Origin of the sequence: Promicromonospora sp. NPDC023987, assembly GCF_040639055.1 — a bacterium.
Taxonomy (GTDB): domain Bacteria; phylum Actinomycetota; class Actinomycetes; order Actinomycetales; family Cellulomonadaceae; genus Promicromonospora.
In genome coordinates, this window is the sequence record NZ_JBEZZF010000058.1 from 14,725 (window position 1) to 37,572 (window position 22,848).

The following is a 22,848-nucleotide window of genomic DNA, read 5'->3' on the forward strand; positions in this document are numbered from 1 at the left end:
GCGTGACTACGTCACGTCGTGAGTCCCGTCCTGAGTCCCGTCCTGAGTCCCGTCGTGGGCCGAACGTTCACTCCGGAGCGGCCGACGCGGGACCGGCGGGGATCGGCTCCTCGAAGACGAGCAGCGTGTGTGTGTTCAGGATGCCCTTCATGCCCTGGATCTGGTCGAGGATCAGGTGCCGCAGATCGGCGTTGTCCCGCGCGCGGACGAGCAGGACGAGGTCGAACTCTCCGCCGACCAGGCCGATGTGGTCGACGCCGCGCAGGGTGCGGAGCTCCTCGCGGACCGAACGCCACTCCGCCTGCTCCAGGTTGACCGTGACGTAGGCCGAGGTGCCGAGGCCGGCCAGCACGGGATCGATGTCCGCGCGGTAGCCACGGATGACTCCCGTGGACTCGAGCCGCCGGACTCGCGCATAGGCGTTGGCGCGCGAGATGTGCAGCTTCTCGGACAGCGCTCGCATGGACATCCGGCCGTCCTGACGGAGCTCGTCGACGATGCGCTGGTCGACCTCGTCGAGGTTCGATACCACTTGTCTCGCCGTCACGCCCTCAGCCCCTTCGCCGGTGGACATTTGGATCGCATGACCAGCATATTGCTGGACGGTCTCTCGGATCCTCGCCGTTGATGGAATCCGAATAGATCCTTGACCATGATATCTACATGACGGGCATCACAGGCACGACAGGCATGACACGTGACGCAGACCGCATGCTCCCGTCGCGGGAGCCGGTCATGCTCCTTGACCCGGACGGCCGTCCGACGGCCGCCGACGGGGACGGTCTGCCCGCGAGCGAGGAGCTGCTCCGGGGCCTTGCCGGCATGATCGTCGCCCGCCGTTTCAACGAGCAGGCCTCCGCGCTCGTGCGGCAGGGGCGGCTGGCGGTCTACCCCTCGTCCTACGGGCAGGAGGCGTGCCAGGTCGCCGCGGCACAGGTGCTCACCGGCGAGGACTGGCTGTTCCCGACCTACCGCGACACCGCTGCCGCCGTCGCGCGCGGCGTCGACCCGGTCGAGGTGCTCGGGCTGCTCAAGGGCGACTGGCACTCGGGTTACGACCCCTACGACCGGCACGTAGCACCCCTGACGACGCCGCTGGCCACGCAGCTCCCGCACGCCGTGGGCGTGGCGCACGCCGCGCGGCTGCGGGGGGAACCCACCGTGGTGCTGGCGATGTGCGGCGACGGCGGCACGAGCGAGGGCGACTTCCACGAGGCACTGAACTTCGCGGCGGTCTTCGGGGCGCCGGTCGTCTTCTTCGTCCAGAACAACCAGTACGCGATCTCGGTGCCGCTGGCCCGGCAGTCGGCCGCGCCGTCGCTGGCCCACAAGGGCGTCGGCTACGGCATGCCCGGCGAGCACGTGGACGGCAACGACCTCGCGGCGCTCCTGGACGTCCTGTCCGGAGCGGTCGAGCGGGCTCGTGCCGGAGCGGGTCCGCAGCTCGTCGAGGGCCGGACCTACCGGATGCAGGCGCACACGAACGCCGACGACGCCACCCGCTACCGCGCCGACGACGAGGTCGCGGCATGGGCCGCCAAGGATCCGCTGGTGCGGCTCGAGGCATACCTGCGGACCGAGGGTGTCCTCGACGACGCGCGCGCCGCCGATCTCACCGAGGCTGCCGAGCAGGTCGCCCGCCGCACGCGTGACGGTCTGAACCAGGACATCGAGCCCGACCCCGACGACCTGTTCCGGTTCGTCTACGCCCAGCCCACCCCCCAGCTCATGGAGCAGCTCGCGGTGGTCAGGGACGAGCTGAGCAGGGACGAGCTGAGCAGGGACGAGCTGAGCAGAGACGAGCTGAGCAGAGAGGAGACCCGCTGATGACCACGACCGCGGTGGAGCACGCGACGCTGAGCACGGCCCAGGCGATCAACCGGGCCTTGCACGACGCGATGGCGGAAGACCCCTCGGTGCTCGTGCTCGGCGAGGACGTCGGCACGCTCGGCGGCGTCTTCCGGGTCACCGACGGCCTCACCGCCGAGTTCGGCGAGGACCGTTGCTTCGACACCCCGCTCGCCGAGGCCGGTATCGCGGGCTTCGCCGTCGGCCTCGCCATGAACGGCATGCGGCCGGTGATCGAGATGCAGTTCGACGCCTTCGCCTACCCGGCCTTCGAGCAGGTCGTCAGCCACATCGCCAAGATGCGGAACCGGACCCGCGGCCGCGTCGCGCTGCCGCTCGTCATCCGGATCCCCTACGCCGGCGGCATCGGCGGGGTCGAGCACCACTGCGACTCGTCGGAGTCCTACTACGCCCATACCCCCGGCCTGCACGTCGTCGCGCCGTCGAACCCCGCGGACGCCTACTCGCTGCTGCGCGAGGCGATCGCCTCGCCCGACCCGGTGGTCTTCCTCGAGCCGAAGAAGCTCTACTGGGCGAAGGGCGTGGTCGCCCTGGGCCCCGGTGGTGAGCCGGGCATCGGCGCTGCCGTCGTCCGTCGTCAGGGCACCGACGCCACCCTCATCGCCTACGGCCCGACCGTGCCGGTCGCGCTCGAGGCGGCCGAGGTGGCCGCGCGCGACGGCCGCAGCCTGCAGGTCGTCGACCTGCGCTCGATCGTGCCGTTCGACGACGCGGGCGTCTGCGCCGCCGTGGAGTCGACGGGCCGCGCGGTCGTCATCGCGGAGGCGGCCGGCTTCGCGAGCGTCTCCTCCGAGATCGCGGCGCGGGTGAGCGAGCGCTGCTTCCACTCGCTGTCCGCGCCGGTGCGGCGGGTCACCGGGTTCGACATCCCGTACCCGCCGCCAAAGCTCGAGCACTTCCAGCTCCCGTCGGTCGACCGGATCCTCGACGCCGTCGACGAGCTCCAGTGGGAGGACGCGTGACCAGCACCGCGACCGGACAGACCTTTCTGCTGCCCGACCTCGGCGAGGGCCTGACCGAGGCGGAGGTGGTGCACTGGCTGGTCGCGGAGGGCGACGTCGTCACCATCGACCAGCCGGTGGTGGAGGTCGAGACGGCCAAGTCGGTGGTGGAGGTGCCCAGCCCGTACGCCGGCCGGGTCGGCAGGCTGCACGCCGCCGAGGGAGAGCTCGTCGAGGTCGGCCGGCCGCTGATCACGGTCGGCCCTGAGGTTGAGGCTGAGGTTGAGGTTGAGGCCGCTCCCGTCGACGGGGCTTCCGTCGACGGGGCTTCCGCCGCCGCGGAGACCTACCGCGAGGAGGAGCAGGCCGGCTCCGGCAACGTGCTCATCGGGTACGGCACCTCGGCGGGCGCGGCCTCGGTCCGCCGCCGTCGGCCACGCGGTGCCCGGCCGGCCGTGCCTGCAGCCGTGCCCGCGGCCGTGCCGGACGCCGTGCCCGCCGCCGTGCCCGACGACCGGCCGGTCAAGGTGATCTCGCCGATCGTCCGGCGGCTGGCTCGTGAGGCAGGGCTCGACCTGCGCACGATCCGGCCCACCGGGTCGGGCGGTGTCGTCAACAGGTCCGACGTGTGGGCCGCCGTCGAGCGCGCGCGGTCGGCCGCGGCTGCGGCCCCCGGACACGCCGGACCCGCATCTGCCGGACCCGTATCTGCCGTACCCGTATCTGTCGGAACCGCGCCTGTCGGAACTGCAGTGCCTCCCGAGCCCGTGACCCAGACCGCCCCCGATGAGCGGCGCATCCCGCTCACCGGCTTCCAGCGCGCGGCGTCCAGGGTGCTGTCTCGGAGTCGCTCGGAGATTCCCGAGGCGACCGTCTGGGTCGACGTCGACGCCACGGCGCTCTGGGACCTGCGCGAGGCCGCCCGCACGCCCGCCGATCCCGGGCCGGGTCTGCTCGCCTACCTCGCGCGGTTCGTCGTCGCCGGTCTCAAGGAGTACCCGGTGCTGAACGCGCGGCTCGACGTCGAGCGGGACGAGATCGTCGTGCCCGACGCCATCAACCTCGGTGTCGCCGTCCAGAGCGAGCTCGGGCTGGTCGCCCCGGCGGTGCTCGGGGCCGGGACGATGACCACGGCGGAGCTCGACGCGGCCCTGCGCGACCTCACGGCCCGTGCCCGGGTCGGGAAGGCCACTGCCGAGGAGCTCACCGCGGGAACGTTCACGCTGAACAACTACGGCGGCTTCCGGGTCGACGGCAGCGCGGCGATCATCAACCACCCGCAGGTCGCGATCCTGGGCCTCGGCCGCATCATCGACCGGCCATGGGTGGTCGACGGTCAGATCGTGCCGCGCAAGATCGCCCAGATGTCGTTCGTCTTCGACCACCGGGTGTGCGACGGCGCTACGGCGGCGGGATTCATCCGTTCCGTGGCCGACGCCGTCGAGAACCCCGCCGCGGCGATCGTCCGGCTCTGACGGGGCTTCGCTGAGCCGTGGTGCTCAGCGGCAGCGTTCTTCCTGGGTGAGTGTGGTTCGTCGCTGACATCGTCGGTCATCCCGTCACGTTCGCCGCCGCGGTGGCCCTCAGCTGCCCGGGCCTCACCCTCGCCCGTCGTGGCCGCGGCTGAAGCACCTATTGCTGGCCTGTGGGGCCGTTCAGATCCTCCGGGAAGCATCTCGACGCGTGTCGCGAAGAGTTATCCACAGATTTCAGAATGCACGTGCGCATCATACAAAGGTTCGAGAGAATGGAGCTAGCGGACAAGGGATCGGGGGTGGGACCAGTGGATCAGTCGACGGATGGCATGGCGGCAGGTGGTCTGCCTCCCGCGGGTTCGATCGAGGAGGCGTTGGCCCGGATCGAGGATGCCGCAGCTGATCTGGCGGGCCTGGTTGGTCAGGAGTCGCTGGACGGGTGGGACGCGCCGAGCATCGGCCGGTTGGTCGAGGCGCACTCCCGGGTCCGTCGGCTCACGGGCCGGTTGGACGGGGTGCGGTACACCCTGTTGCCGCGGATCGAGGCCGAGGGTTCGTGGCGGTCGAGCGGTATGGCCCGCACCTTCACGTCCTGGCTGCGCCTGCGTGAGGGCATCTCGGCGGCCACGGCGAGCAAGGACATGACGATGGCCCGCCGCCTGGCGACCGCGCTGCCGGTGACGCGGGAGCGCCTGGTCGCAGGGACCTTGGGGGTGGATCATGCGCGGGTGATGACGGAAGTCGCGCCGACCAGCGAGACCCGCACCGACGCGTTGGCCTGGCTCATCGATACCCGTACGGGGGAGACGACGACGCCGGAGCGATTCGTGCAGACCGTGCCGGTCGACTTCCCGGACCCGGTGGATGACCCCGATGGTGACCGTACCCGTGAGCAGATCACGCGGGTGCTGGAGGGTGCGGTCGCCGACGGGACGCTGGTGACCGGGGAGGGCTTGGTCCTGCGGGAGGCCGGCTCGTTGAACGCAGACCAGTTCCGGGTCGTGGCACGCCGGTTCGCGACCGTGACCGACCCGGACACCGACGACACCGACGATGACAAGGCCGCGCAGGGCGAGTTCCTGGACCTGGCCAAGACCTTTGGTGGGTATCACGTGGCGGGCTTCCTGACCGACGAGCACGGGCTGCTGGTTCAGACAGCGCTCACCGCGGTGCTGGGTGCGCCCGCTGCGGAGGACACCAGGACGTCCACCCAGCGGCGGGCGCAGGGCCTGGCGGACGTGGCGCGCCTGGTGCTGGACACTAACCAGGCCTCCCCGGGGGCGGCGGTCACACCGCACCTGAACGTCACGGTGTCCTGGACGGAGCTGGTCACCCAGGTCACCCGCACCCGCGACGGACTGTGCCTGACCTGCGGACAGGCCACGCCGGCACGCGCAGCACCAGGCCGCGCAGCACCAGGCCGCGCGACGGACGCAGCAGCATCGGACAACGACCCGAGCACACCACGCACGGCCGCGGATCCGGCAACGGGCACAGCCGCGGGCACGGGTACGGCAGCGGGCACAGCAGCGGGCACGGGCACAGCAGCGGGTGCGAGTGCAGTGGGCATCATGACGGTGTCCGGGCTGCTGTCAGCGGGTGGCCCCGTGTTCACCGAGACCGGCGGGCGTGCACCACGCGCGCTGCTGCGCCGGTTGGCCTGCGACAGTGCGGTCACGAGGATCGTGTTCGGGCCGGATGGTGCGGCGCTCGACGTCGGGCGGGCGCAACGGACCGTGACGGGGCAGATGCGTCGCGCGGTGATCGCTCGGGACGAGCATTGTGTGTATCCGGGGTGCGATCAGCCACCGTCACGGTGCGAGGTCCACCACGCCGTGACCCACTGGGCCGACGGGGGCCAGACCTCGGTCGCGAACAGTGCGTTGCTGTGCTGGTTCCATCATCAGCTCGTCGATGCCAAGGGCATCGTCATGCAGTGGACCGGCAAGCCCACGGCCGAGAGCAGTGCCGGTGCCCTGCTGGAGACCGGCTGGGCGTTCACCGACGCTCGCGGGCATCGCATCCACCTACCCGAAGCCATCGAGGCCCTACCCCCGCCGGACGTCGAAGCCGCCTGACCGGCAGGCCCCGCTGGCTCCGGCAAGCCCGTCAGCGGGGCTCGATGAGCTGGTTGGTGATCCGCGCCGTGCAGACGCGCCGCCCCTGCTCGTCCGTCACGACGATCTCGTGCGACGTGACCGTCCGCCCGAGATGCACGGGGGTCGCGGTGCCGGTCAGGATCCCGTCCGCGGCTCCCCGGTGGTGCGTGATGTTCAGGTCCACGCCGGCGCACACCTTGTCCAGCGTGCTCGCGTGGATCAGGGCACACCACGACCCGAGCGCCTCCGTGAACGCGGCGGTCGCGCCGCCGTGCAGGCGACCGAGCGACTGGGTGTTCCCCGCAACGGGCATGGTGGCCACGACGCGCTGCGCCGACTGCTCCAGGACCTGGATGCCCAGCTTCTCGTCCAGCGCGCCCAGCGTGATCGTCCACGGCGTCGTCATGCCAACACTGTAGGGCGCTACGGCATGCCGCCGGAGCCGGCCCGGCCGGCCAGCGGGACCTGCCAGCGGTGGCGCAGCGACAGCCCTCGCGCGGTGAACACGAGCGCTGCGACGGCGCTCCCGGTGACCACGTTGAACCAGTCGAGGTTCCAGAGCAGCGACGTCAGCGCGGCACCGGCCACGGCGGGGATGGCGTAGAGGCCCTGGGGCTGGAACACCTGCGGTATCTCGTTGGCGACGACGTCCCGCATGACGCCGCCACCGACCGCGGTCGTGAGGCCGAGCAGCACGGACGTCACCGCGCCCATGCCCGACTCCAGCGCAGTGAGCGTGCCGGTGACGCAGAACAGCGCCAGGCCGCCGGCGTCGAACAGCATCAGGGTGCGGCGGAGCCGGCGGACCCCGAACACGTGCAGGTAGACCGTCAGGGCGGCCAACAGCGGCGGGACGACGTAGAGCGGCTGCTGGAAGGCGTTCGGCACGCCCTGGTTGATGACCAGATCGCGGATGACGCCGCCGCCGAGGCCGACGAGCGAGGCCAGCATGACCGATCCGACGATGTCGAAGTCGCGGCGCGCGGCCAGGAGGGACCCCGACACGGCGAAGAAGAACACGCCGATCAGATCGAGCACGAACATGACGTTCACGGCCGGCCGGCTCCTGTCGTCGAGACGCTTCCAGAGGTCCGCGCCGGGCGGAGGCCCTCGAAGAGCACGCTGGAGACCGTCGCCGCCAGCGCGTCCTCGCGCACGGGCCCGTCGGGCCGGTACCAGTCCGCGAGGGAGTTGACCATGCCGAAGATGAGGCGACTGACGATGTCGGGGTCGACGTCGCCGCGCAGGTCACCGTCCGCGGCCGCCTGACGGACCAGGGCGGCCAGGCGTTCGTCGATGTGGCGGCGCCGCTCCATCGCCGCCCGCTCGACGGCGCTGTTGCCGCGGACGCGCAGCAGGAGCGTGACGGCGGGGAGGTTGCCGGCGAGGATGCGGACCGCGGCCTCGACGGTGGTCCGCAGGCGGACGGAGCTGCGCTCGCCGTCGGTAGCGGTGGCCGCCGCCTCGACCGCAGAGCTCAGTCCTTCCAGCGCTTCGTCGAGCGCCGCCGACAGCAGGGCCTCCTTGCTGGCGAAGTGGTGGTAGACCGCCGACTTGGTGACGCCGAGCTCGGCGGCGAGGTCGCTGATCGACGTCGCGTCGAACCCGCGGCGGATGAAGAGGTCGATGGCCGTCCGGAGAACTGCCTCGCGGTCGTGGCCAGGGCGCCCGCGCGGGCGGCGGCCGGGTGCGGCCGTCGAGGTGGCGTCGGTGCTCATCCGGTCATCGTCCCAGACGGGCGGGTCCAGGACCGCCGCTGAGTGGTCGGCAAGACGTCAGGTGATCGGCAACTCGAGCTGCCGAACACCTGACGTTCTACCGACCACTCACCGGCGGTCCTTCGCGACCAGCGTCAGCACGTCGTAGGTGGCCACCTGCTCGTCGTCCTGGTTGGTGACCGTCGCATCCCAGCGCACCTCGCCGTAGTCGGCCGAGCTGCGCGGCGTCAGCTGCTTGACGGTCAGGCTCACCCGGATGGTGTCGCCCGCCTTGACCGGGGTGAGGAACCGCAGGTGGTCGACGCCGAAGTTGGCGAGCACCGGGCCGGGGTCCGGGTCCACGAAGAGCCCGGCGGCCAGGGACACCACGAGGTAGCCGTGCGCGACGATGCCGCCGAAGAACGGGTTCGCCGCTGCGGCCTCCGGGTCGGTGTGCGCGTAGAAGGTGTCCCCGGTGAACTCCGCGAAGTGGTCGATGTCGTCGAGCGTGACCGTCCGGGACGCCGTCTCGATGGTGTCGCCGATCCGCAGCTCGGCCAGCGACTTGCGGAACGGGTGCACGCCGTCGAGCACCCGGCGCGACCCGGTGGTCCACCGGCCGGTGATCGCCGTGAGCATGTCGGGCGAGCCCTGGACGGCGGTGCGCTGCATGTGGTGCAGCACCGCGCGGATGCCGCCCAGCTCCTCACCGCCACCGGCGCGGCCCGGGCCCCCGTGCACGAGCATGGGCAGCGGGCTGCCGTGGCCGGTCGACTCGGCGGCGTCGTCGCGGTCGAGGATGAGCAGCCGGCCGTGCCAGGGCGCGAGCCCGCGGGCCACCTCGCGGGCGACCTGCGCGTCGTGGGTGACCAGCGACGCCACCAGGCTGCCCTTTCCCCGGGCGGCCAGCTCGACTGCCTCCTGCACCGAACCGTCCACCGACCCGTAGGTCAGCACCGTGCTGACCGGGCCGAACGGCTCCACCTCGTGGGGCTCGGCGGCGCCGGGGCGGGCACGCAGCAGGACGGGGGAGAGGAACGCGCCACGCTCGGCGTCGGCCCCCACGACGTCGACGTGCGCCGGGTCGCCGTACACGATCTCGGCGGAGGTGCGCAGCGCCTCGATGGCCTTGCGCACCTCGTCGCGCTGGCCGAGGCTGGCGAGCGCGCCCATCCGGACGCTCTGGTCGGCGGGGTCGCCGACGGTGATTCGGCTCAGGCGCGCGCCGATCGCGTCGACCACGGCGTCCGCGATCGGCTCCGGGACGATGACGCGCCGGATCGCCGTGCACTTCTGGCCGGCCTTGACGGTCATCTCGGTGACGACGCCCTTGACGAACAGGTCGAACTCCGGGTCCGCCGCCGTCACGTCCGGCCCGAGGATCGAGCAGTTCAGCGAGTCGGCCTCGACGCCGAGGCGGACGCCGCGGTGCAGCACCGCCGGGTGCTCGCGCAGGATCGCGGCGGTGTGCGCCGAGCCCGTGAAGGCGACGGAGTCCTGCTCCCCGAGCTCGTCCAGCAGCGTGCCCGCGCTGCCGCAGACGAGCTGCAGGCTGCCGGCGGGCAGGATGCCGGAGGCGATGATCTGCCGGACGACCGTCTCCGTGAGGTACGCGGTCTGGCTGCCCGGCTTGACGATGCTGGGCAGGCCGGCGAGGAAGGCGGGCGCGAGCTTCTCGAGCATGCCCCACACGGGGAAGTTGAAGGCGTTGATCTGCACGGCGACCCCGGGGCGCGACGTGTAGAGGTGCTGACCGAGGAAGGTGCCGCCCTTGCCGAGCGGCTCCGCGGCGCCGTCGAGGACGATGGTGTCGTTCGGCAGCTCCCGCTTGCCCTTGCTCGCATAGCTGAAGAGCGTGCCGATGCCGCCGTCGATGTCGACCATCGAGTCACGCCGGGTGGCTCCGGTGCGCAGGGACACGGCGTAGAAGTCGTCCTTGAGGCCGCCCAGGTGCAGCGCCAGCTCCTTGAGCAGGGTCGCTCGTTCGTGGAACGTCAGCTGCCGGACCGCCGGGCCGCCGACCTCGCGGGCGTGGGTCACCAGCGCGGCGAAGTCGAGGCCGTGGCTCGAGACGCGGGTGACCTCGTCGCCGGTCACCGCGTCGAGGACGGGCTCGCCGCCGTCGGTCCCGCGGAACCAGCTGCCCGCGACGTAGCTCTCCAGCTGTGTGCTCACTGTGCGCATCCCTCCAGATCGGTCTGCCCGGGCCGTTGTGCTACCCGCTGTGCCTGTGTCAATGTATTACAGAACGTTCGGTCGGTAAATAGCAGACGTCGTCCAGCGGAGGTCCCCATGTCGGTAGTCGCCGAGCCAGCGCACGAGCCAGCGCACGACGCCGAGCCCGAGGCGGAGCTCGAGGCGCGCTTCCAGTCCGTGATCGCCCGCAAGGACCGCATCGAGCCGCGGGACTGGATGCCGGACGCCTACCGCAGGACGCTGGTGCGCCAGGTGGCCCAGCACGCCCACTCGGAGATCATCGGCATGCAGCCCGAGGGCAGCTGGATCAGCCGCGCGCCCTCGCTGCGGCGCAAGGCCATCCTGCTCGCCAAGGTCCAGGACGAGGCGGGGCACGGCCTCTACCTCTACTCGGCCGCGGAGACGCTCGGCGTCTCGCGCCAGGAGCTCACCGAGATGCTGATCAGCGGCAGGCAGAAGTACTCCTCGATCTTCAACTACCCCACGCTCTCGTACGCCGACATGGGCACCATCGGCTGGCTGGTCGACGGCGCCGCCATCTGCAACCAGGTGCCCCTGTGCCGGACGTCGTTCGGCCCGTACGGCCGGGCCATGATCCGAATCTGCAAGGAGGAGTCGTTCCACCAGCGGCAGGGCTACGAGCTGCTGGCGACGATGATGCGCGGAACCGACGAGCAGCGGGCCATGGTCCAGGAGTCCGTCGACCGGTTCTGGTGGCCCTCGCTGATGATGTTCGGCCCGCCGGACGACGCGTCGCCCAACACCGCGCAGTCCATGGCGTGGGGCGTCAAGACGCACACCAACGACGAGCTGCGCCAGCGCTTCGTCGACATGACGGTGCCCCAGGCCGCCGCGCTCGGCGTGACCCTGCCCGACCCCGACCTGGTCTGGAACGAGCAGCGCGGCGCGCACGACTTCGGGCAGCCCGACTGGGACGAGCTCTGGGCCGTCGTCAAGGGGAACGGCCCGTGCAACGCCCAGCGCGTGGCCCACCGCAAGCGGGCCTGGGACGACGGCGCCTGGGTCCGCGAGGCGGCGCTCGCGTTCGCGAACGGGCCCGGCACCGGCAGCGACTTCGGCACGGGCACGGGCACCGGCACCGGCACCGGCACCGACAACGACGGGACGGAGACGGCATGACCGGCCAGATCAGCGGCGAGTGGCCGCTCTACGAGGTGTTCGTGCGCGGCAAGCGCGGCCTCAACCACGTCCACGTCGGGTCGCTGCACGCGCCGGACGACCAGCTCGCGCTGCGCCACGCCCGCGACGTCTACACCCGACGCAACGAGGGCGTGAGCATCTGGGTGGTGCGCTCGTCCGCGATCACCGCGTCCAGCCCGGACGAGAAGGACCCCCTCTTCGCGCCCAGCGGCGACAAGGTCTACCGGCACCCCACGTTCTACGACATCCCCGCCGACGTACCGCACATGTGAGCAGCACCCACAGGGAGGAGGACCACCGCATGCCCGACGTCCGGAGCCACGAGACCCACGAACCAGACGACCACGACAACGCCTACGCGGGGCTGCTCGTCAACGACGCCCACTGGGCGTTCGGCACCGACTTCGAGGACCCGCTGGCCGGCGTGGACACCACGGTGCCCGACGGCGTCGACCCGGCCGCGCTGGCGACGTACTGCCTGATGCTCGGCGACGACGCCCTGGTGCTGTCCCAGCGCCTCGCCGAGTGGTGCAGCAACGCGCCCGACCTCGAGGAGGACATCGCGCTGTCCAACATCGCGCTCGACCTCCTCGGTCAGGCGCGCCTGCTGCTCGCGCGGGCGGCGGCCGCCGACGGCACACAGGTCCCCGCGCTCCCGGAGGGCTCACCGGTCCCGGACGAGGACCGGCTGGCGTTCTTCCGCGACGACCTGCGGTTCCGCAACGTGCGGCTGGTCGAGATCCCGAACGGCGACTTCGCCGAGACCATCACCCGGATCCTGCTCTTCGCCACGTGGCGCCTCGCGCTCTTCGAGGAGCTGTCGCACAGCCGGGACGCCGTGCTCGCGGCGGTGGCCGCCAAGGCCGTCAAGGAGCTGACCTACCACCGGGACTTCGCCGGCCGCTGGTTCCTCACCCTGGCCCGCGGCACCGACGAGTCCCGGCGGCGGCTGCTCGCCGGGCTCGACACCCTCTGGCCGTACTGGACCGAGCTGTTCGAGACGCACGACGTCGAGCGCGAGACGGCCGAGGCCGGTGTCGGGGTCGACCCGGCAGGCCTCGCCGCCGACGTCGACGTCGTGCTCGACCAGGTGCTGGCGGCGAGCGGCGTCGACCGGCCGGCCCTGCCGCCGCTCGCGGGGGTCCAGGGCCGAAAAGGTCGCGACGGGCGCCACACCGAGGTGCTGAGCAGGATGCTCGCCGAGATGCAGGTCGTCGCCCGCGCCCACCCCAGGGGGCACTGGTGACCGCAGCTCTCCGCCGGGAGCCGACACGGGAGCCGACACGGGACCCGGTGCTCGACCGCGCGTGGGACGCCGCGTCCGCCGTCGTCGACCCCGAGCTGCCGATGCTCACCCTCGTCGACCTCGGCGTCCTGCGCGAGATCAGCATCGGCGACGACGGAGCCGTCGTCGCCGCGATCACGCCCACCTACTCCGGCTGCCCGGCGATGGCGACCATGCGCGACGACGTCGTGCGCGAGCTGCGGGCCGCCGGCTTCGCCGACGCGCGGGTGCGGGTCGTCCTCGAACCCGCCTGGACCACGGACTGGATCACCCCGGCAGGGCGGGCGGCGCTCGCGGCCGCCGGGATCTCGCCCCCGGGACGAGCCCCCCGGCGGTCCGGCCCGGTACCGCTGCGGCTCGCGCCCCCGCGGCGCGCGGTGCGGTGCCCGCGGTGCGGGTCCGACGACGCCGTCGTCGGCTCGGAGTTCGGCTCCACCGCCTGCAAGGCGCTGTACCGCTGCCTGACCTGCCTGGAGCCGTTCGAGCACCTGAAGGAGATCTGACGTGACCGCCACCCTGCCGGCCGGCGGTGCCGGCACAGCCAGCACGGCCGGCTCTCGCGCTTCCCGGACGACGTTCCACACGCTCACCGTGACCGACGTCGAGCAGCTCACCGACGACGCGGCCGCCGTGACGTTCGACCTGCCCGCCGGTCTGGCCGAGGTGTTCGACTTCGCCGCCGGCCAGTCGCTGACGTTGCGGCGCACCGTCGACGGCGTCGAGCACCGCCGGACGTACTCGATCTGCTCGCCCGCGGGCAGCGCCCCGCGGATCGGCGTGCGCGAGATCCCCGACGGCATGTTCTCGTCCTGGCTGGTGCACGAGGTGCGACCTGGCGACCAGGTCGAGGTGCAGCCGCCGAGCGGCAGCTTCCGGGCCGACCCGGCGCAGGGCGGACGGCACCTGTGCATCGCGGCGGGCTCCGGCATCACGCCGATGCTCTCCATCGCGGCCACGGTGCTGGGTAACCCGGACGCCCGGGTGACGCTGCTCTACGGCAACCGCACCACCAGCTCGGTGATGTTCGCCGAGGAGCTGGCGGACCTCAAGAACGTCCACCGCGAGCAGCTCGACCTGGTGCACGTCCTGTCCAGGGAGCCGCGCGACGTCGAGCTGTTCTCGGGCCGGCTCGACGGCGACCGGCTGCGCAAGCTGCTGACCCTCGTCGTCCCGGTCGGCGACATGGACCACGTCTGGCTCTGCGGGCCGTTCGGCATGCTGACCGAGGCCAGGGCGGTGCTGGAGGAGCTCGGGGTCCCCGCGGAACGGGTGCACGTGGAGCACTTCTACGTCGACGAGCCCCCGCCGGAGCTGCGGCACGCCGACCGGGTCGTCGAGGGGGCGACGAGCCAGGTGACCGTGATCCTCGACGGCCGGTCGACGACGAGCGCGATGCCACGGGACACCAGGCTCCTCGACGCAGCGCAGGAGGTCCGTGCCGACCTGCCCTTCGCCTGCAAGGGTGGTGTCTGCGGCACCTGCCGCGCGAAGGTGCGCGGCGGAGAGGTCGACATGGTGCGCAACTACGCTCTCGAACCGGAGGAGGTCGCTGCAGGCTTCGTCCTCACGTGCCAGAGCTACGCGGTCGGCGACGATGTGGTCGTCGACTTCGACGCCTGACCGTGCGTGGCACCGACCACGGCTCACCGACCACTGCCGACCGACGCAGGAGGATCATGTCCGACGCCTTCATCCTTGACGGGGTGCGCACACCCATCGGCCGGTACGGCGGCGCCCTGGCCGCGCACCGGCCCGACGACCTCGCCGCGCTGGCCGTGCGCACCGTCGTCGAGCGCAGCGGCATCGACCCTGCCGACGTCGACGAGGTGGTGCTCGGGGCCGCCAACCAGGCGGGGGAGGACAACCGGAACGTCGCCCGCATGGCCTCGCTGCTCGCCGGCCTGCCGAGCAGCGTCCCCGGGTTCACCGTCAACCGCCTCTGCGCGTCAGGGCTCACGGCGATCACCACGGCGCGCCAGATGATCGTCGCGGGGGACGCCGACGTCGTCGTCGCGGGCGGCGTCGAGTCCATGACCCGGGCGCCCTGGGTGACCGAGAAGCCGGCGCGCGCGTGGGCCAGGCCGGGCCAGACCTGGGACACCTCGATCGGCTGGCGGTTCACCAACCCGGCGTTCGACGCCGACACCACCCTGACCATGCCGCAGACCGCCGAGCGGGTCGCCGAGCGCTGGGGCCTGAGCCGTGACGAGCTCGACGCCTTCGCGCTCCGCTCGCACCGCCGTGCGGTGGACGCGCAGCGAGCCGGGCGCTTCGACGCCGAGATCGTCCCCGTCGGCGACGTCACCCAGGACGAGGGGCCACGGGCCGACACGACCGCGGAGAAGCTCGCCGGCCTGCGGCCCCTCCACGGCCCGGGCGGCCGGATCACCGCGGGCAACTCCAGCTCGCTCAACGACGGCGCGGCGGCCCTCGTCCTGGTCAGCGAGCGGTACGCCGCGGCCAACGGCCTGGAGCCGCTGGCCCGGGTGGTCGCGGGCGCCAACGCCGGGGTCCCGCCCGAGATCATGGGGATCGGTCCGGTGCCGGCCACGCGCAAGGCGCTCGACCGGGCCGGCTGGTCGGTCGGCGACCTGGACGCCGTCGAGCTCAACGAGGCGTTCGCCGCCCAGTCGATCGCCTGCGTGCGGGACCTGGGCCTGGACGAGGACACGGTGAACGCCGACGGCGGGGCCATCGCGCTCGGCCATCCGCTCGGCTGCTCGGGGGCGCGGATCACCGTCACCCTGCTGGGCCGGCTCGTGCGCACCGGCGGCCGGCGGGGCCTGGCCACGATGTGCGTGGGCGTCGGCCAGGGGTCCGCCCTGCTGCTGGAGCGACCATGAGCGCGCCGCCCGTGGTCCCGCTCGTGGTCGAGGAGCACGGCGACCGGGTGGTCCTGCGGCTGAACCGGCCCGAGGTCCGCAACGCGATCGACCGGGCCATGGTCGACGCCCTGCACGAGGCGTGCACCGCGCTCGAGGCCGCGCCACGGGTGGCGCTCCTGATCGGGTCCGGCGGAACGTTCGCCGCCGGGGCGGACATCGCCGAGCTGCGCGAGCGGCGCAGGGATGACGCGCTCGCGGGCATCAACTCCGGTGTCTTCGACCGGATCCGCCGGCTGCCCATGCCGACCGTGGCGCTCGTCGACGGGTACGCGCTCGGGGGCGGCGCAGAGCTCGCGTACGCGTGCGACTTCCGCATCGGTACGCCCGCCGCCAGGATCGGCAACCCCGAGCCGGGCCTCGGCATCCTCGCCGCGGCCGGCGCCGCCTGGCGGCTGAAGGAGCTCGTGGGGGAGCCGCTGGCGAAGGAGGTGCTGCTGGCCGGCCGGGTGCTCGACGCCGAGGAGGCGCTGGCCGTGCGCCTGCTCAACGAGGTGGTCGAGGCCGGCGACCTCGAGGCGGCCGGGCACCGGCTCGCCGACCGCGTCACCGCCCAGGCGCCGCTCGCGGTGCGGCTCACCAAGTCCGTCCTCGACGCACCGCGCGACGCGCACCCGCTGGTCGACGACGTCGCGCAGGCCGTGCTGTTCGAGACGCAGGACAAGACCGACCGCATGACGGCGTTCCTCGACCGCCGGAAGGACCGGACATGACCGCCGGCATCGCTCCGCAGGCTGGCCCGCAGACTGTCCGGCCTGCCGTCCGGCCTGCTGTCCCGTCGGCCGTCGGCGTGTACGGCGGCGGGCGGATGGGCGCCGGCATCGCGCACGCGTTCGCGGCCGCAGGGGCCGCCGTCACCGTCGTGGAGACCGACTCCGCTTCCGCGGCGGCGGCGCGTGCGCGGATCGACGCGAGCCTCGCCAAGGCAGCCGCCAAGGGCGTGCGGGGCACCGGCACGTACGACGTCGTGACCGACGCGGCGGCCCTGGCCGGCTGCCTGCTGGTGATCGAGGCGGTACCCGAGCTGGTCGAGCTCAAGCACGACGTGCTGCGGGCGATCGCCGCCGCGGCCCCCTCCGCCGTGATCGGCAGCAACACGAGCTCGCTGTCGATCGACGGGCTGGCGGCTGCCCTGCCGGACCCGTCCCGCCTGCTCGGTCTGCACTTCTTCAACCCCGTCCCGGTCAGCGCCCTGGTCGAGGTGGTGGTCGGCCCGCGGACCGCACCCGGCCTGGTCGAGGACGCCAAGGGCTGGGTCGCGGGTCTGGGCAAGACGGCGATCACCGTCAAGGACTCGCCCGGCTTCGCGAGCAGCCGGCTCGGGGTGGCGATAGCGCTGGAGGCGATGCGCATGCTGGAGGACGGCGTGGCCGACGCCGCCGACATCGACACGGCGATGACGCTCGGCTACCGGCACCCGGTGGGTCCGCTGCGCACCACCGACCTCGTCGGGCTCGACGTCCGGCTGCACATCGCCGAGCACCTCGAGCGCGAGCTGGGGCCGCGGTTCGCGCCGCCGCGGGTGCTCCGGGACAAGGTGGCGGCCGGCGAGCTGGGCCGCAAGACCGGGCAGGGCTTCTACCCGTGGTGACGAAGCCGACGGGTCACATGTTCGAGTTCCGACCACAGACCTGACCCGCAGATCCTGACCCGCAGATCCTGGAGGAGTTGCCATGACCGACAGCCCCGTCGTCGTCGACCGCACGGCCGCGGTCGCGGCCATCACGCTGGACGACCCCGAGCACCGCAACGCGCTGACCACCGTGGCCAAGGCGGCGCTGCGGGACGCGGTGGCGGAGGTGGCCCGCGACGAGGGGGTGCGCGCCGTCGTCCTCACCGGGTCGGCCAGGGCGTTCTGCCTGGGCCAGGACCTCGGCGAGCACTCGAAGGCACTGGCCGACGGACCCGAGGCGGCGTTCGCCACGGTCCGCGAGCACTACACGCCCATCGTGCGGGACCTGCTGACCATGCCCAAGCCGGTGATCGCCGCCGTGGGCGGTACCTGTGTCGGCGCCGGGCTCGGCCTCGCGCTGGCCTGCGACCACCGGGTCTTCGCGACGGGCGTCAAGCTCGCCACCGCGTTCGCGGGGATCGGGCTGACCTTCGACACCGGCCTGTCCGTCACGCTGCCACGCGCCGTCGGCGACGCCCGGGCGAAGGAGCTGCTCCTGTTCGGCCGGACGTTCACCGCCCAGGAGGCCATCGCCTGGGGAATCTCCGGCGAGACGGTCGCCGCCGAGGAGGTGCTGCCCCGGGCGGCCGACCTCGCCCGGCAGCTCGCCGACGGGCCGACCACCGCGTTCGCACAGAGCAAGCGGCTGATCGAGCAGGCGCACGGCAGGAGCCTCGACGAGGCGCTGGAGGCCGAGGCGCTCGGTCAGATCAGGTGCGGCTCGACCAGCGATCACACGGGGGCCGTCGCGGCGTTCCTGGACCGGAGGACCCCGGTCTTCACCGGTCGTTGAGCCCCGATCGGCCGGGCCAGGGCAACCCGGTCCGCGAAGTGCTGTGACATCCGGGCCCGCGGCGCGTCTGAGAGGCATGACAGAAACGACCGGAACGGCGGCGTCGCCGACCACCGCTACGCAGTGCGCACCAGCTCCCTCTCGTCCCTTTCCCGGGAGGGGCGCCGGCGCGAGGTCCCTCGTCGCGCTGGACATCGACGGCACGCTCCTCGGCGCGGACCGGGTGGTCCCCGCCGTCACGGTCGAAGCGGTCCAGGAGGCACGGCGGTCCGGGCACCACGTGGTGCTCGCCTCGGGCCGGTCCCTCGTGGGCGTCCTCCCGGTCGCCCGCCTGCTGGGTTTCGACCAGGGCTGGGTGGTCGCCTCCAACGGCGCGGTGGTCGCCCGCGCCGGTGCCGCCCTGCCCGACGGCTACCGGCTCGAGAAGGTGTACACCTTCGACGTCGAGCCGGTGATCCGCCTGGCCCGCGCCTTCATCCCAGGGGTGCAGGTGGGCGTCGAGGAGATCGGCCGGGGGTACCGGGTCAACCGCCTCTTCGAGCGCGGGCTGGTGAACGGGGAGCAGCGCCGGGTCGCCGACACGGAGCTGTGGAACGTGCCCGCGCCCCGGGTGATCCTCCGTGCCGAGGGGGTGCAGGTCCTGACGGAGCCGTTGCGCGACCTCGGCGTCACGCCGAGCCCTGCCGGGTCCGGCTGGGTGGACGTGACGCCGAGGTGCCTGAGCAAGGCGACGGCGCTCGAGCGCGTCCGCGAGCGGATCGGTGTGGATCCCGGTCGGACCGTTGCCGTGGGGGACGGCGTCAACGACCTGGAGATGCTCGCGTGGGCGGCCCGCGGTGTCGCGATGGGCCATGCGCCGGCAGCCGTCATCGACGCCGCGGACGAGGTCACCGGGACGATCGAGGAGCACGGCGTCGTCCCGGTCCTGCGCACGCTGGGCGGCGCGGACGGCCGCGGGCGCGTCGGAGCATGCGCACGTGAAGAGCACGGCACCCCTTGACGCCACCCGGGCAGGCTCGTAACGTCCATACAGAACGCTGCAAGAAACTGACAGACACCGAGCACAAAGCAGTGCGCACTCTGTAATTCATTCACCTCGTCACCGTGTGGCCGGTCCCGTCCTCCGACGGGCCGCCTCGGTGGCGCCGACCCGACCCACCCAGGACGTCGACGCGCGCCGGCATGGTCGCGCCGTCGTCGGGCAGCGTTGCCCGCGGGTGGCTGAGCCCGCCCCGGCGGGAGAACGAGGACGTTCATGAGAATCCCCTGGAGACACACGGTCGTGGTGAGCGCCGCGGTGGCGCTCGTCGTGCCGCTCGGCGTGGTCGCCGTCGCGCATGCCGCCGAGGCCACCAACCTCGCGCTGGGCCGGCCGATCGCGGCGTCGTCGGTGACGCAGACGTACGTGGCGGCCAACGCGAACGACGGCAGCACGAGCTCGTACTGGGAGGGCGGCGGCGGCCAGTACCCCGCGCACCTCACGGTCGACCTCGGCGAGCCGGCCGACGTCGAGCGCATCGTCGTCACGCTTCCGCCGCCCGCGGTGTGGGCGCCGCGCACGCAGACGTTCAGCGTGCTCGGCCGGTCCGAGGGCGAGTCGTCGTTCCGCACCCTCGAGGCCTCGGCGGACCACGGCTTCGACCCCGCGAGCGGCAACCAGGTCGAGATCCCGATCGACGCGGAGGCCGACGAGATCCGCCTCGCGTTCACCGCCAACACCGGCGCCGGCAACGGCCAGGTCTCCGAGCTGCAGGTCTGGGGCACCCCGACGGGTGGCGGCGACCCCACCGACCCGCCGACCGACCCGCCCACCGACCCGACCGGCACCAACTACGCGCAGGACCGGCCGGCGGCGGCGTCGTCGACCGAGTGGACGTACGTCGCGGCGAACGCCGTGGACGGGCGGACCGGGACGTACTGGGAGGGCGGCGGCGGGCAGTACCCGTCGACGCTCGACGTCTCGCTGGCCGCGCCCACGCAGCTGAGCAGCGTGCGCGTACGCGTCAACCCAGACGGAGCGTGGGGGCCGCGCACGCAGACGTTCTCCGTCTGGGGGCGGTCCGGCGGCGATCCGTGGCGGGAGCTCGAAGGCTCCGCGGCGCACGAGTTCGCCCCGGCGAGCGGCAACCTCGTGGAGGTCCCGGTGGCCGGGACCGTCACCGACGTGCGCCTGCGCTTCACGGGCAACACCGGCGCAGGCAACGGCCAGGTCGCCGAGCTCGAGGTCTACGGCGAACCGGCGCCGAACCCGAACCTCACGGTCACCGCGGTGACGACGTCCCCGGAGTCGCCGACGGCGACCACCCCCGTGACCCTCACGGCGACGGTCGAGAACACGGGCGACCGGGCGTCGTCGGGTACGGCGCTCGACGCCAAGGTCGGCGGCACCGCCGTGGGCTCGGCGGACGTCGGGGCACTCGAGCCCGGGACGAGCGCCCAGGTGGAGGTCGACGCGGGCACCCGCCCCGCGGGGGAGTACACGGTGGGCGCCGTCGTCGACCCGGAGAACACCGTTGCCGAGCAGGACGAGACCGACAACGCGTTCGCGGCGTCCGCCAAGCTCGTCGTGCGCGAGGCGCCCGGGCCCGACCTCGAGGTCGTCTCCGTGTCCTCCGACCCGGCCAACCCGGCCGTCGACGCGGACGTCTCCTTCACGGTCCGGGTGCGCAACCGAGGGAACGAGCCGGTCCCGGCGGGCTCGGTGACCCGCGTCGTGGCCGGTCCGAGCACGCTGAACGGCACGACGCCGGCCGTACCCGCCGGCGAGACCGTCACCGTCACCCCGGACGGGGCGTGGACCGCGACGAACGGCGGGGTCACCGTGACGGCGACGGCCGACGCGACCGACTCCGTCGACGAGACGAACGAGGACAACAACACCGGCACGCTCGCGGTGACCGTGGGCCGCGGCGCCGCCGTCCCGTACACGAGCTACGAGGCCGAGGACGGCCAGTACACGGGCACTCTCCTGGAGACCGACCCGCTGCGCACCTTCGGGCACACCAACTACGCCACCGAGTCGTCGGGCCGCGAGTCCGTCCGGCTGAACAGCACGGGCGAGCACATCGAGCTCACGTCCACCAACCCGACCAACTCGATAGTCGTGCGCAACTCGATCCCCGACGCACCCGGCGGCGGGGGCCAGGAGAAGACGATCAGCCTGTACGCCGACGGCGAGTTCGTGCAGAAGCTGACGTTGTCGTCGAAGCACTCGTGGCTGTACGGGACCACCGACGACCCAGAAGGCCTCACCAACACCCCGGGCGGTGACGCCCGCCGCCTCTTCGACGAGTCGCACGCGCTCCTCGACCGGTCGTTCCCGGCGGGCACGGTGTTCAGGCTCCAGCGCGACGCCGACGACGACGCGGCGTTCTACATCATCGACCTGGTCGAGCTCGAGCAGGTCGCACCGCCCGCGGCCAAGCCCGCGCAGTGCACGTCCATCACCGAGTACGGCGCGGTGCCCGACGACGGCCAGGAGGACACGGAAGCCATCCAGGCCGCCGTCACCGCCGACCAGAACGGCGAGATCGACTGCGTGTGGATCCCGGCCGGGCAGTGGCGGCAGGAGAAGAAGATCCTCACGGACGACCCGCTGGACCGCGGGATGCACAACCAGGTGGGCATCAGCGACGTCACGATCCGCGGCGCCGGCATGTGGCACTCGCAGCTGTACAGCCTCCTCAAGCCCCACCTCGCCCCGGGCGTCATCAACCACCCGCACGAGGGCAACTTCGGGTTCGACATCGACGACAACGTCCAGATCTCCGACATCGCGATCTTCGGCTCCGGCGACATCCGCGGCAACAACGGCCAAGAGGAGGGCGGCGTCGGCCTCAACGGGCGGTTCGGCCAGGACACGAAGATCAGCAACGTGTGGATCGAGCACGCGAACGTCGGGGTATGGGTCGGTCGCGACTACTCGAACATCCCCGACCTGTGGGGTCCGGCCGACGGCCTGGAGCTCAGCGGGATGCGCATCCGCAACACCTACGCGGACGGCGTCAACTTCAGCAACGGCACCCGCAACTCCACCGTGTTCAACTCGTCGCTGCGCAACACGGGCGACGACGCGCTCGCCGTCTGGGCGAACCCGTACGTCAAGGACCCGGCGGTCGACATCGGGCACGACAACACGTTCCGCAACAACACGGTCCAGCTCCCGTGGCGTGCCAACGGGATCGCGATCTACGGCGGCTACGACAACAGCATCGAGAACAACCTGATCTCCGACACGATGAACTACCCCGGCATCATGCTGGCGACCGACCACAGCCCCCTGCCGTTCTCGGGGACGACGCTCATCGCCAACAACGGCCTGTACCGCACCGGCGGAGCCTTCTGGAACGAGGACCAGGAGTTCGGCGCCATCACGATCTTCCCGCAGACGCACGACATCGTCGGCGTCACCATCCGCGACACGGACATCATCGACTCCACCTACGACGGCATCCAGTTCAAGAACGGCGGCGGGAACATGCCCGACGTCCGGATCACCGACGTGCGGATCGACAGGTCCAACAACGGCTCCGGCATCCTCGCGATGGGCGGCGCTCGCGGCAACGCGATCCTGTCGAACGTGACGGTCACGAACTCCGGTGAGGGGGACATCGAGAAGGAGCCGGGCTCGACGTTCGTGTTCACCGGCCAGTAGGCGCGGCCAGTACTGTCGACGACCAGGCTGACTTCGGTCGCTTGGCGAGGTCGCCGAGGCGGTCGGGATGTCACGCGTGAGTGCTCGCCGCTACCTGGAGCACCTGGTCGCCGAGGGACACGCT

At 72.2% G+C, this 22,848-nt stretch carries 20 protein-coding genes and 1 pseudogene; 16 read left to right on the plus strand and 5 right to left on the minus strand.

The annotated features are described in order from the left end of the window. Positions 1 to 67 precede the first annotated feature (67 nt). Positions 68 to 547, minus strand: coding sequence for an Lrp/AsnC family transcriptional regulator (locus AB0F40_RS21115; protein ID WP_357472110.1), 480 nt, complete (start codon positions 545 to 547; stop codon positions 68 to 70). 116 nt (positions 548 to 663) lie between these two features. Here AB0F40_RS21115 and pdhA point away from each other — a divergent pair, with 116 nt between their 5' ends. From pdhA to AB0F40_RS21135, 4 genes are all read left to right on the plus strand, one after another. Beyond that, a complete protein-coding gene (gene pdhA / locus AB0F40_RS21120) occupies positions 664 to 1,827 on the plus strand; it encodes a pyruvate dehydrogenase (acetyl-transferring) E1 component subunit alpha (RefSeq protein WP_357472113.1) in 1,164 nt (387 codons plus the stop codon). After that, positions 1,827 to 2,831: an alpha-ketoacid dehydrogenase subunit beta gene (locus tag AB0F40_RS21125; RefSeq protein WP_357472116.1), complete on the plus strand. Its 1,005-nt coding sequence runs from the start codon at positions 1,827 to 1,829 to the stop codon at positions 2,829 to 2,831. The genes pdhA and AB0F40_RS21125 overlap by 1 nt, the downstream gene beginning before the upstream one ends. Beyond that, complete coding sequence (locus AB0F40_RS21130) at positions 2,828 to 4,285, plus strand: dihydrolipoamide acetyltransferase family protein (RefSeq protein WP_357472119.1); 1,458 nt, start codon at positions 2,828 to 2,830, stop codon at positions 4,283 to 4,285. Before AB0F40_RS21125 ends, AB0F40_RS21130 begins: the two co-directional genes overlap by 4 nt. 308 nt (positions 4,286 to 4,593) lie before the next feature. Next, on the plus strand, positions 4,594 to 6,363 hold the full coding sequence (locus tag AB0F40_RS21135) for a DUF222 domain-containing protein (RefSeq protein ID WP_357472122.1): 1,770 nt from the start codon (positions 4,594 to 4,596) through the stop codon (positions 6,361 to 6,363). A gap of 31 nt (positions 6,364 to 6,394) precedes the next feature. Here AB0F40_RS21135 and AB0F40_RS21140 read toward each other — a convergent pair whose 3' ends face one another. The 4 genes from AB0F40_RS21140 to paaZ form a co-directional block, all read right to left on the minus strand. After that, positions 6,395 to 6,790 (minus strand): hotdog fold thioesterase, encoded by a 396-nt coding sequence (locus AB0F40_RS21140; protein ID WP_357472125.1) that lies wholly within the window; start codon positions 6,788 to 6,790, stop codon positions 6,395 to 6,397. A gap of 17 nt (positions 6,791 to 6,807) precedes the next feature. After that, positions 6,808 to 7,428, minus strand: coding sequence for a trimeric intracellular cation channel family protein (locus AB0F40_RS21145; protein WP_357472166.1), 621 nt, complete (start codon positions 7,426 to 7,428; stop codon positions 6,808 to 6,810). A 5-nt stretch (positions 7,429 to 7,433) separates the two neighbouring features. Continuing rightward, positions 7,434 to 8,102, minus strand: coding sequence for a TetR/AcrR family transcriptional regulator (locus tag AB0F40_RS21150; RefSeq protein WP_357472128.1), 669 nt, complete (start codon positions 8,100 to 8,102; stop codon positions 7,434 to 7,436). A gap of 108 nt (positions 8,103 to 8,210) precedes the next feature. Further along, positions 8,211 to 10,265 carry a phenylacetic acid degradation bifunctional protein PaaZ gene (gene paaZ / locus AB0F40_RS21155; RefSeq protein ID WP_357472131.1) on the minus strand — a complete coding sequence of 685 codons (2,055 nt, stop codon included), beginning with the start codon at positions 10,263 to 10,265 and terminating at the stop codon, positions 8,211 to 8,213. A gap of 108 nt (positions 10,266 to 10,373) precedes the next feature. Here paaZ and paaA point away from each other — a divergent pair, with 108 nt between their 5' ends. The 12 genes and pseudogenes from paaA to AB0F40_RS21215 all read left to right on the plus strand — a co-directional run. Further along, complete coding sequence (gene paaA, locus AB0F40_RS21160) at positions 10,374 to 11,417, plus strand: 1,2-phenylacetyl-CoA epoxidase subunit PaaA (RefSeq protein WP_357472135.1); 1,044 nt, start codon at positions 10,374 to 10,376, stop codon at positions 11,415 to 11,417. Then, complete coding sequence (paaB, locus tag AB0F40_RS21165) at positions 11,414 to 11,710, plus strand: 1,2-phenylacetyl-CoA epoxidase subunit PaaB (RefSeq protein WP_357472138.1); 297 nt, start codon at positions 11,414 to 11,416, stop codon at positions 11,708 to 11,710. Before paaA ends, paaB begins: the two co-directional genes overlap by 4 nt. Before the next feature lie 29 nt (positions 11,711 to 11,739). Further along, positions 11,740 to 12,684 (plus strand): 1,2-phenylacetyl-CoA epoxidase subunit PaaC, encoded by a 945-nt coding sequence (paaC, locus tag AB0F40_RS21170; protein WP_357472141.1) that lies wholly within the window; start codon positions 11,740 to 11,742, stop codon positions 12,682 to 12,684. Continuing rightward, complete coding sequence (paaD, locus tag AB0F40_RS21175) at positions 12,681 to 13,226, plus strand: 1,2-phenylacetyl-CoA epoxidase subunit PaaD (protein ID WP_357472144.1); 546 nt, start codon at positions 12,681 to 12,683, stop codon at positions 13,224 to 13,226. Before paaC ends, paaD begins: the two co-directional genes overlap by 4 nt. Before the next feature lies 1 nt (position 13,227). Next, positions 13,228 to 14,343, plus strand: coding sequence for a 1,2-phenylacetyl-CoA epoxidase subunit PaaE (gene paaE, locus AB0F40_RS21180; RefSeq protein WP_357472147.1), 1,116 nt, complete (start codon positions 13,228 to 13,230; stop codon positions 14,341 to 14,343). A 56-nt stretch (positions 14,344 to 14,399) separates the two neighbouring features. Further along, positions 14,400 to 15,566: a thiolase family protein gene (locus AB0F40_RS21185; RefSeq protein ID WP_357472150.1), complete on the plus strand. Its 1,167-nt coding sequence runs from the start codon at positions 14,400 to 14,402 to the stop codon at positions 15,564 to 15,566. Then, complete coding sequence (locus tag AB0F40_RS21190) at positions 15,563 to 16,318, plus strand: enoyl-CoA hydratase/isomerase family protein (protein WP_357472153.1); 756 nt, start codon at positions 15,563 to 15,565, stop codon at positions 16,316 to 16,318. Before AB0F40_RS21185 ends, AB0F40_RS21190 begins: the two co-directional genes overlap by 4 nt. Then, positions 16,315 to 17,196 carry a 3-hydroxyacyl-CoA dehydrogenase family protein gene (locus AB0F40_RS21195; RefSeq protein WP_357472156.1) on the plus strand — a complete coding sequence of 294 codons (882 nt, stop codon included), beginning with the start codon at positions 16,315 to 16,317 and terminating at the stop codon, positions 17,194 to 17,196. The genes AB0F40_RS21190 and AB0F40_RS21195 overlap by 4 nt, the downstream gene beginning before the upstream one ends. Before the next feature lie 82 nt (positions 17,197 to 17,278). Continuing rightward, on the plus strand, positions 17,279 to 18,070 hold the full coding sequence (locus tag AB0F40_RS21200; protein ID WP_357472159.1) for an enoyl-CoA hydratase-related protein: 792 nt from the start codon (positions 17,279 to 17,281) through the stop codon (positions 18,068 to 18,070). 76 nt (positions 18,071 to 18,146) lie between these two features. After that, entirely contained in the window at positions 18,147 to 19,070 is a 924-nt protein-coding gene (locus AB0F40_RS21205) for an HAD family hydrolase (protein WP_357472162.1), read from the plus strand. 255 nt (positions 19,071 to 19,325) lie between these two features. Further along, the gene (locus AB0F40_RS21210; protein WP_357472164.1) at positions 19,326 to 22,724 is read left to right on the plus strand and encodes a CARDB domain-containing protein; all 3,399 of its coding nucleotides are present in this window, start codon (positions 19,326 to 19,328) and stop codon (positions 22,722 to 22,724) included. Positions 22,725 to 22,773: 49 nt separating this feature from the next. Then, positions 22,774 to 22,848: pseudogene (locus AB0F40_RS21215) on the plus strand (two-component system response regulator); the annotation flags it as partial.

Coding starts and splice junctions, on each gene's coding strand:
- pdhA (WP_357472113.1), top strand. CDS start 664: ATGACGGGCATCACAGGCACGACAGGCATGACACGTGACGCAGACCGC.
- AB0F40_RS21125 (WP_357472116.1), top strand. CDS start 1,827: ATGACCACGACCGCGGTGGAGCACGCGACGCTGAGCACGGCCCAGGCG.
- AB0F40_RS21140 (WP_357472125.1), bottom strand. CDS start 6,790: ATGACGACGCCGTGGACGATCACGCTGGGCGCGCTGGACGAGAAGCTG.
- AB0F40_RS21145 (WP_357472166.1), bottom strand. CDS start 7,428: ATGTTCGTGCTCGATCTGATCGGCGTGTTCTTCTTCGCCGTGTCGGGG.
- AB0F40_RS21150 (WP_357472128.1), bottom strand. CDS start 8,102: ATGAGCACCGACGCCACCTCGACGGCCGCACCCGGCCGCCGCCCGCGC.
- paaZ (WP_357472131.1), bottom strand. CDS start 10,265: ATGCGCACAGTGAGCACACAGCTGGAGAGCTACGTCGCGGGCAGCTGG.
- paaA (WP_357472135.1), top strand. CDS start 10,374: ATGTCGGTAGTCGCCGAGCCAGCGCACGAGCCAGCGCACGACGCCGAG.
- paaB (WP_357472138.1), top strand. CDS start 11,414: ATGACCGGCCAGATCAGCGGCGAGTGGCCGCTCTACGAGGTGTTCGTG.
- paaC (WP_357472141.1), top strand. CDS start 11,740: ATGCCCGACGTCCGGAGCCACGAGACCCACGAACCAGACGACCACGAC.
- AB0F40_RS21185 (WP_357472150.1), top strand. CDS start 14,400: ATGTCCGACGCCTTCATCCTTGACGGGGTGCGCACACCCATCGGCCGG.
- AB0F40_RS21190 (WP_357472153.1), top strand. CDS start 15,563: ATGAGCGCGCCGCCCGTGGTCCCGCTCGTGGTCGAGGAGCACGGCGAC.
- AB0F40_RS21195 (WP_357472156.1), top strand. CDS start 16,315: ATGACCGCCGGCATCGCTCCGCAGGCTGGCCCGCAGACTGTCCGGCCT.
- AB0F40_RS21200 (WP_357472159.1), top strand. CDS start 17,279: ATGACCGACAGCCCCGTCGTCGTCGACCGCACGGCCGCGGTCGCGGCC.
- AB0F40_RS21205 (WP_357472162.1), top strand. CDS start 18,147: ATGACAGAAACGACCGGAACGGCGGCGTCGCCGACCACCGCTACGCAG.
- AB0F40_RS21210 (WP_357472164.1), top strand. CDS start 19,326: ATGAGAATCCCCTGGAGACACACGGTCGTGGTGAGCGCCGCGGTGGCG.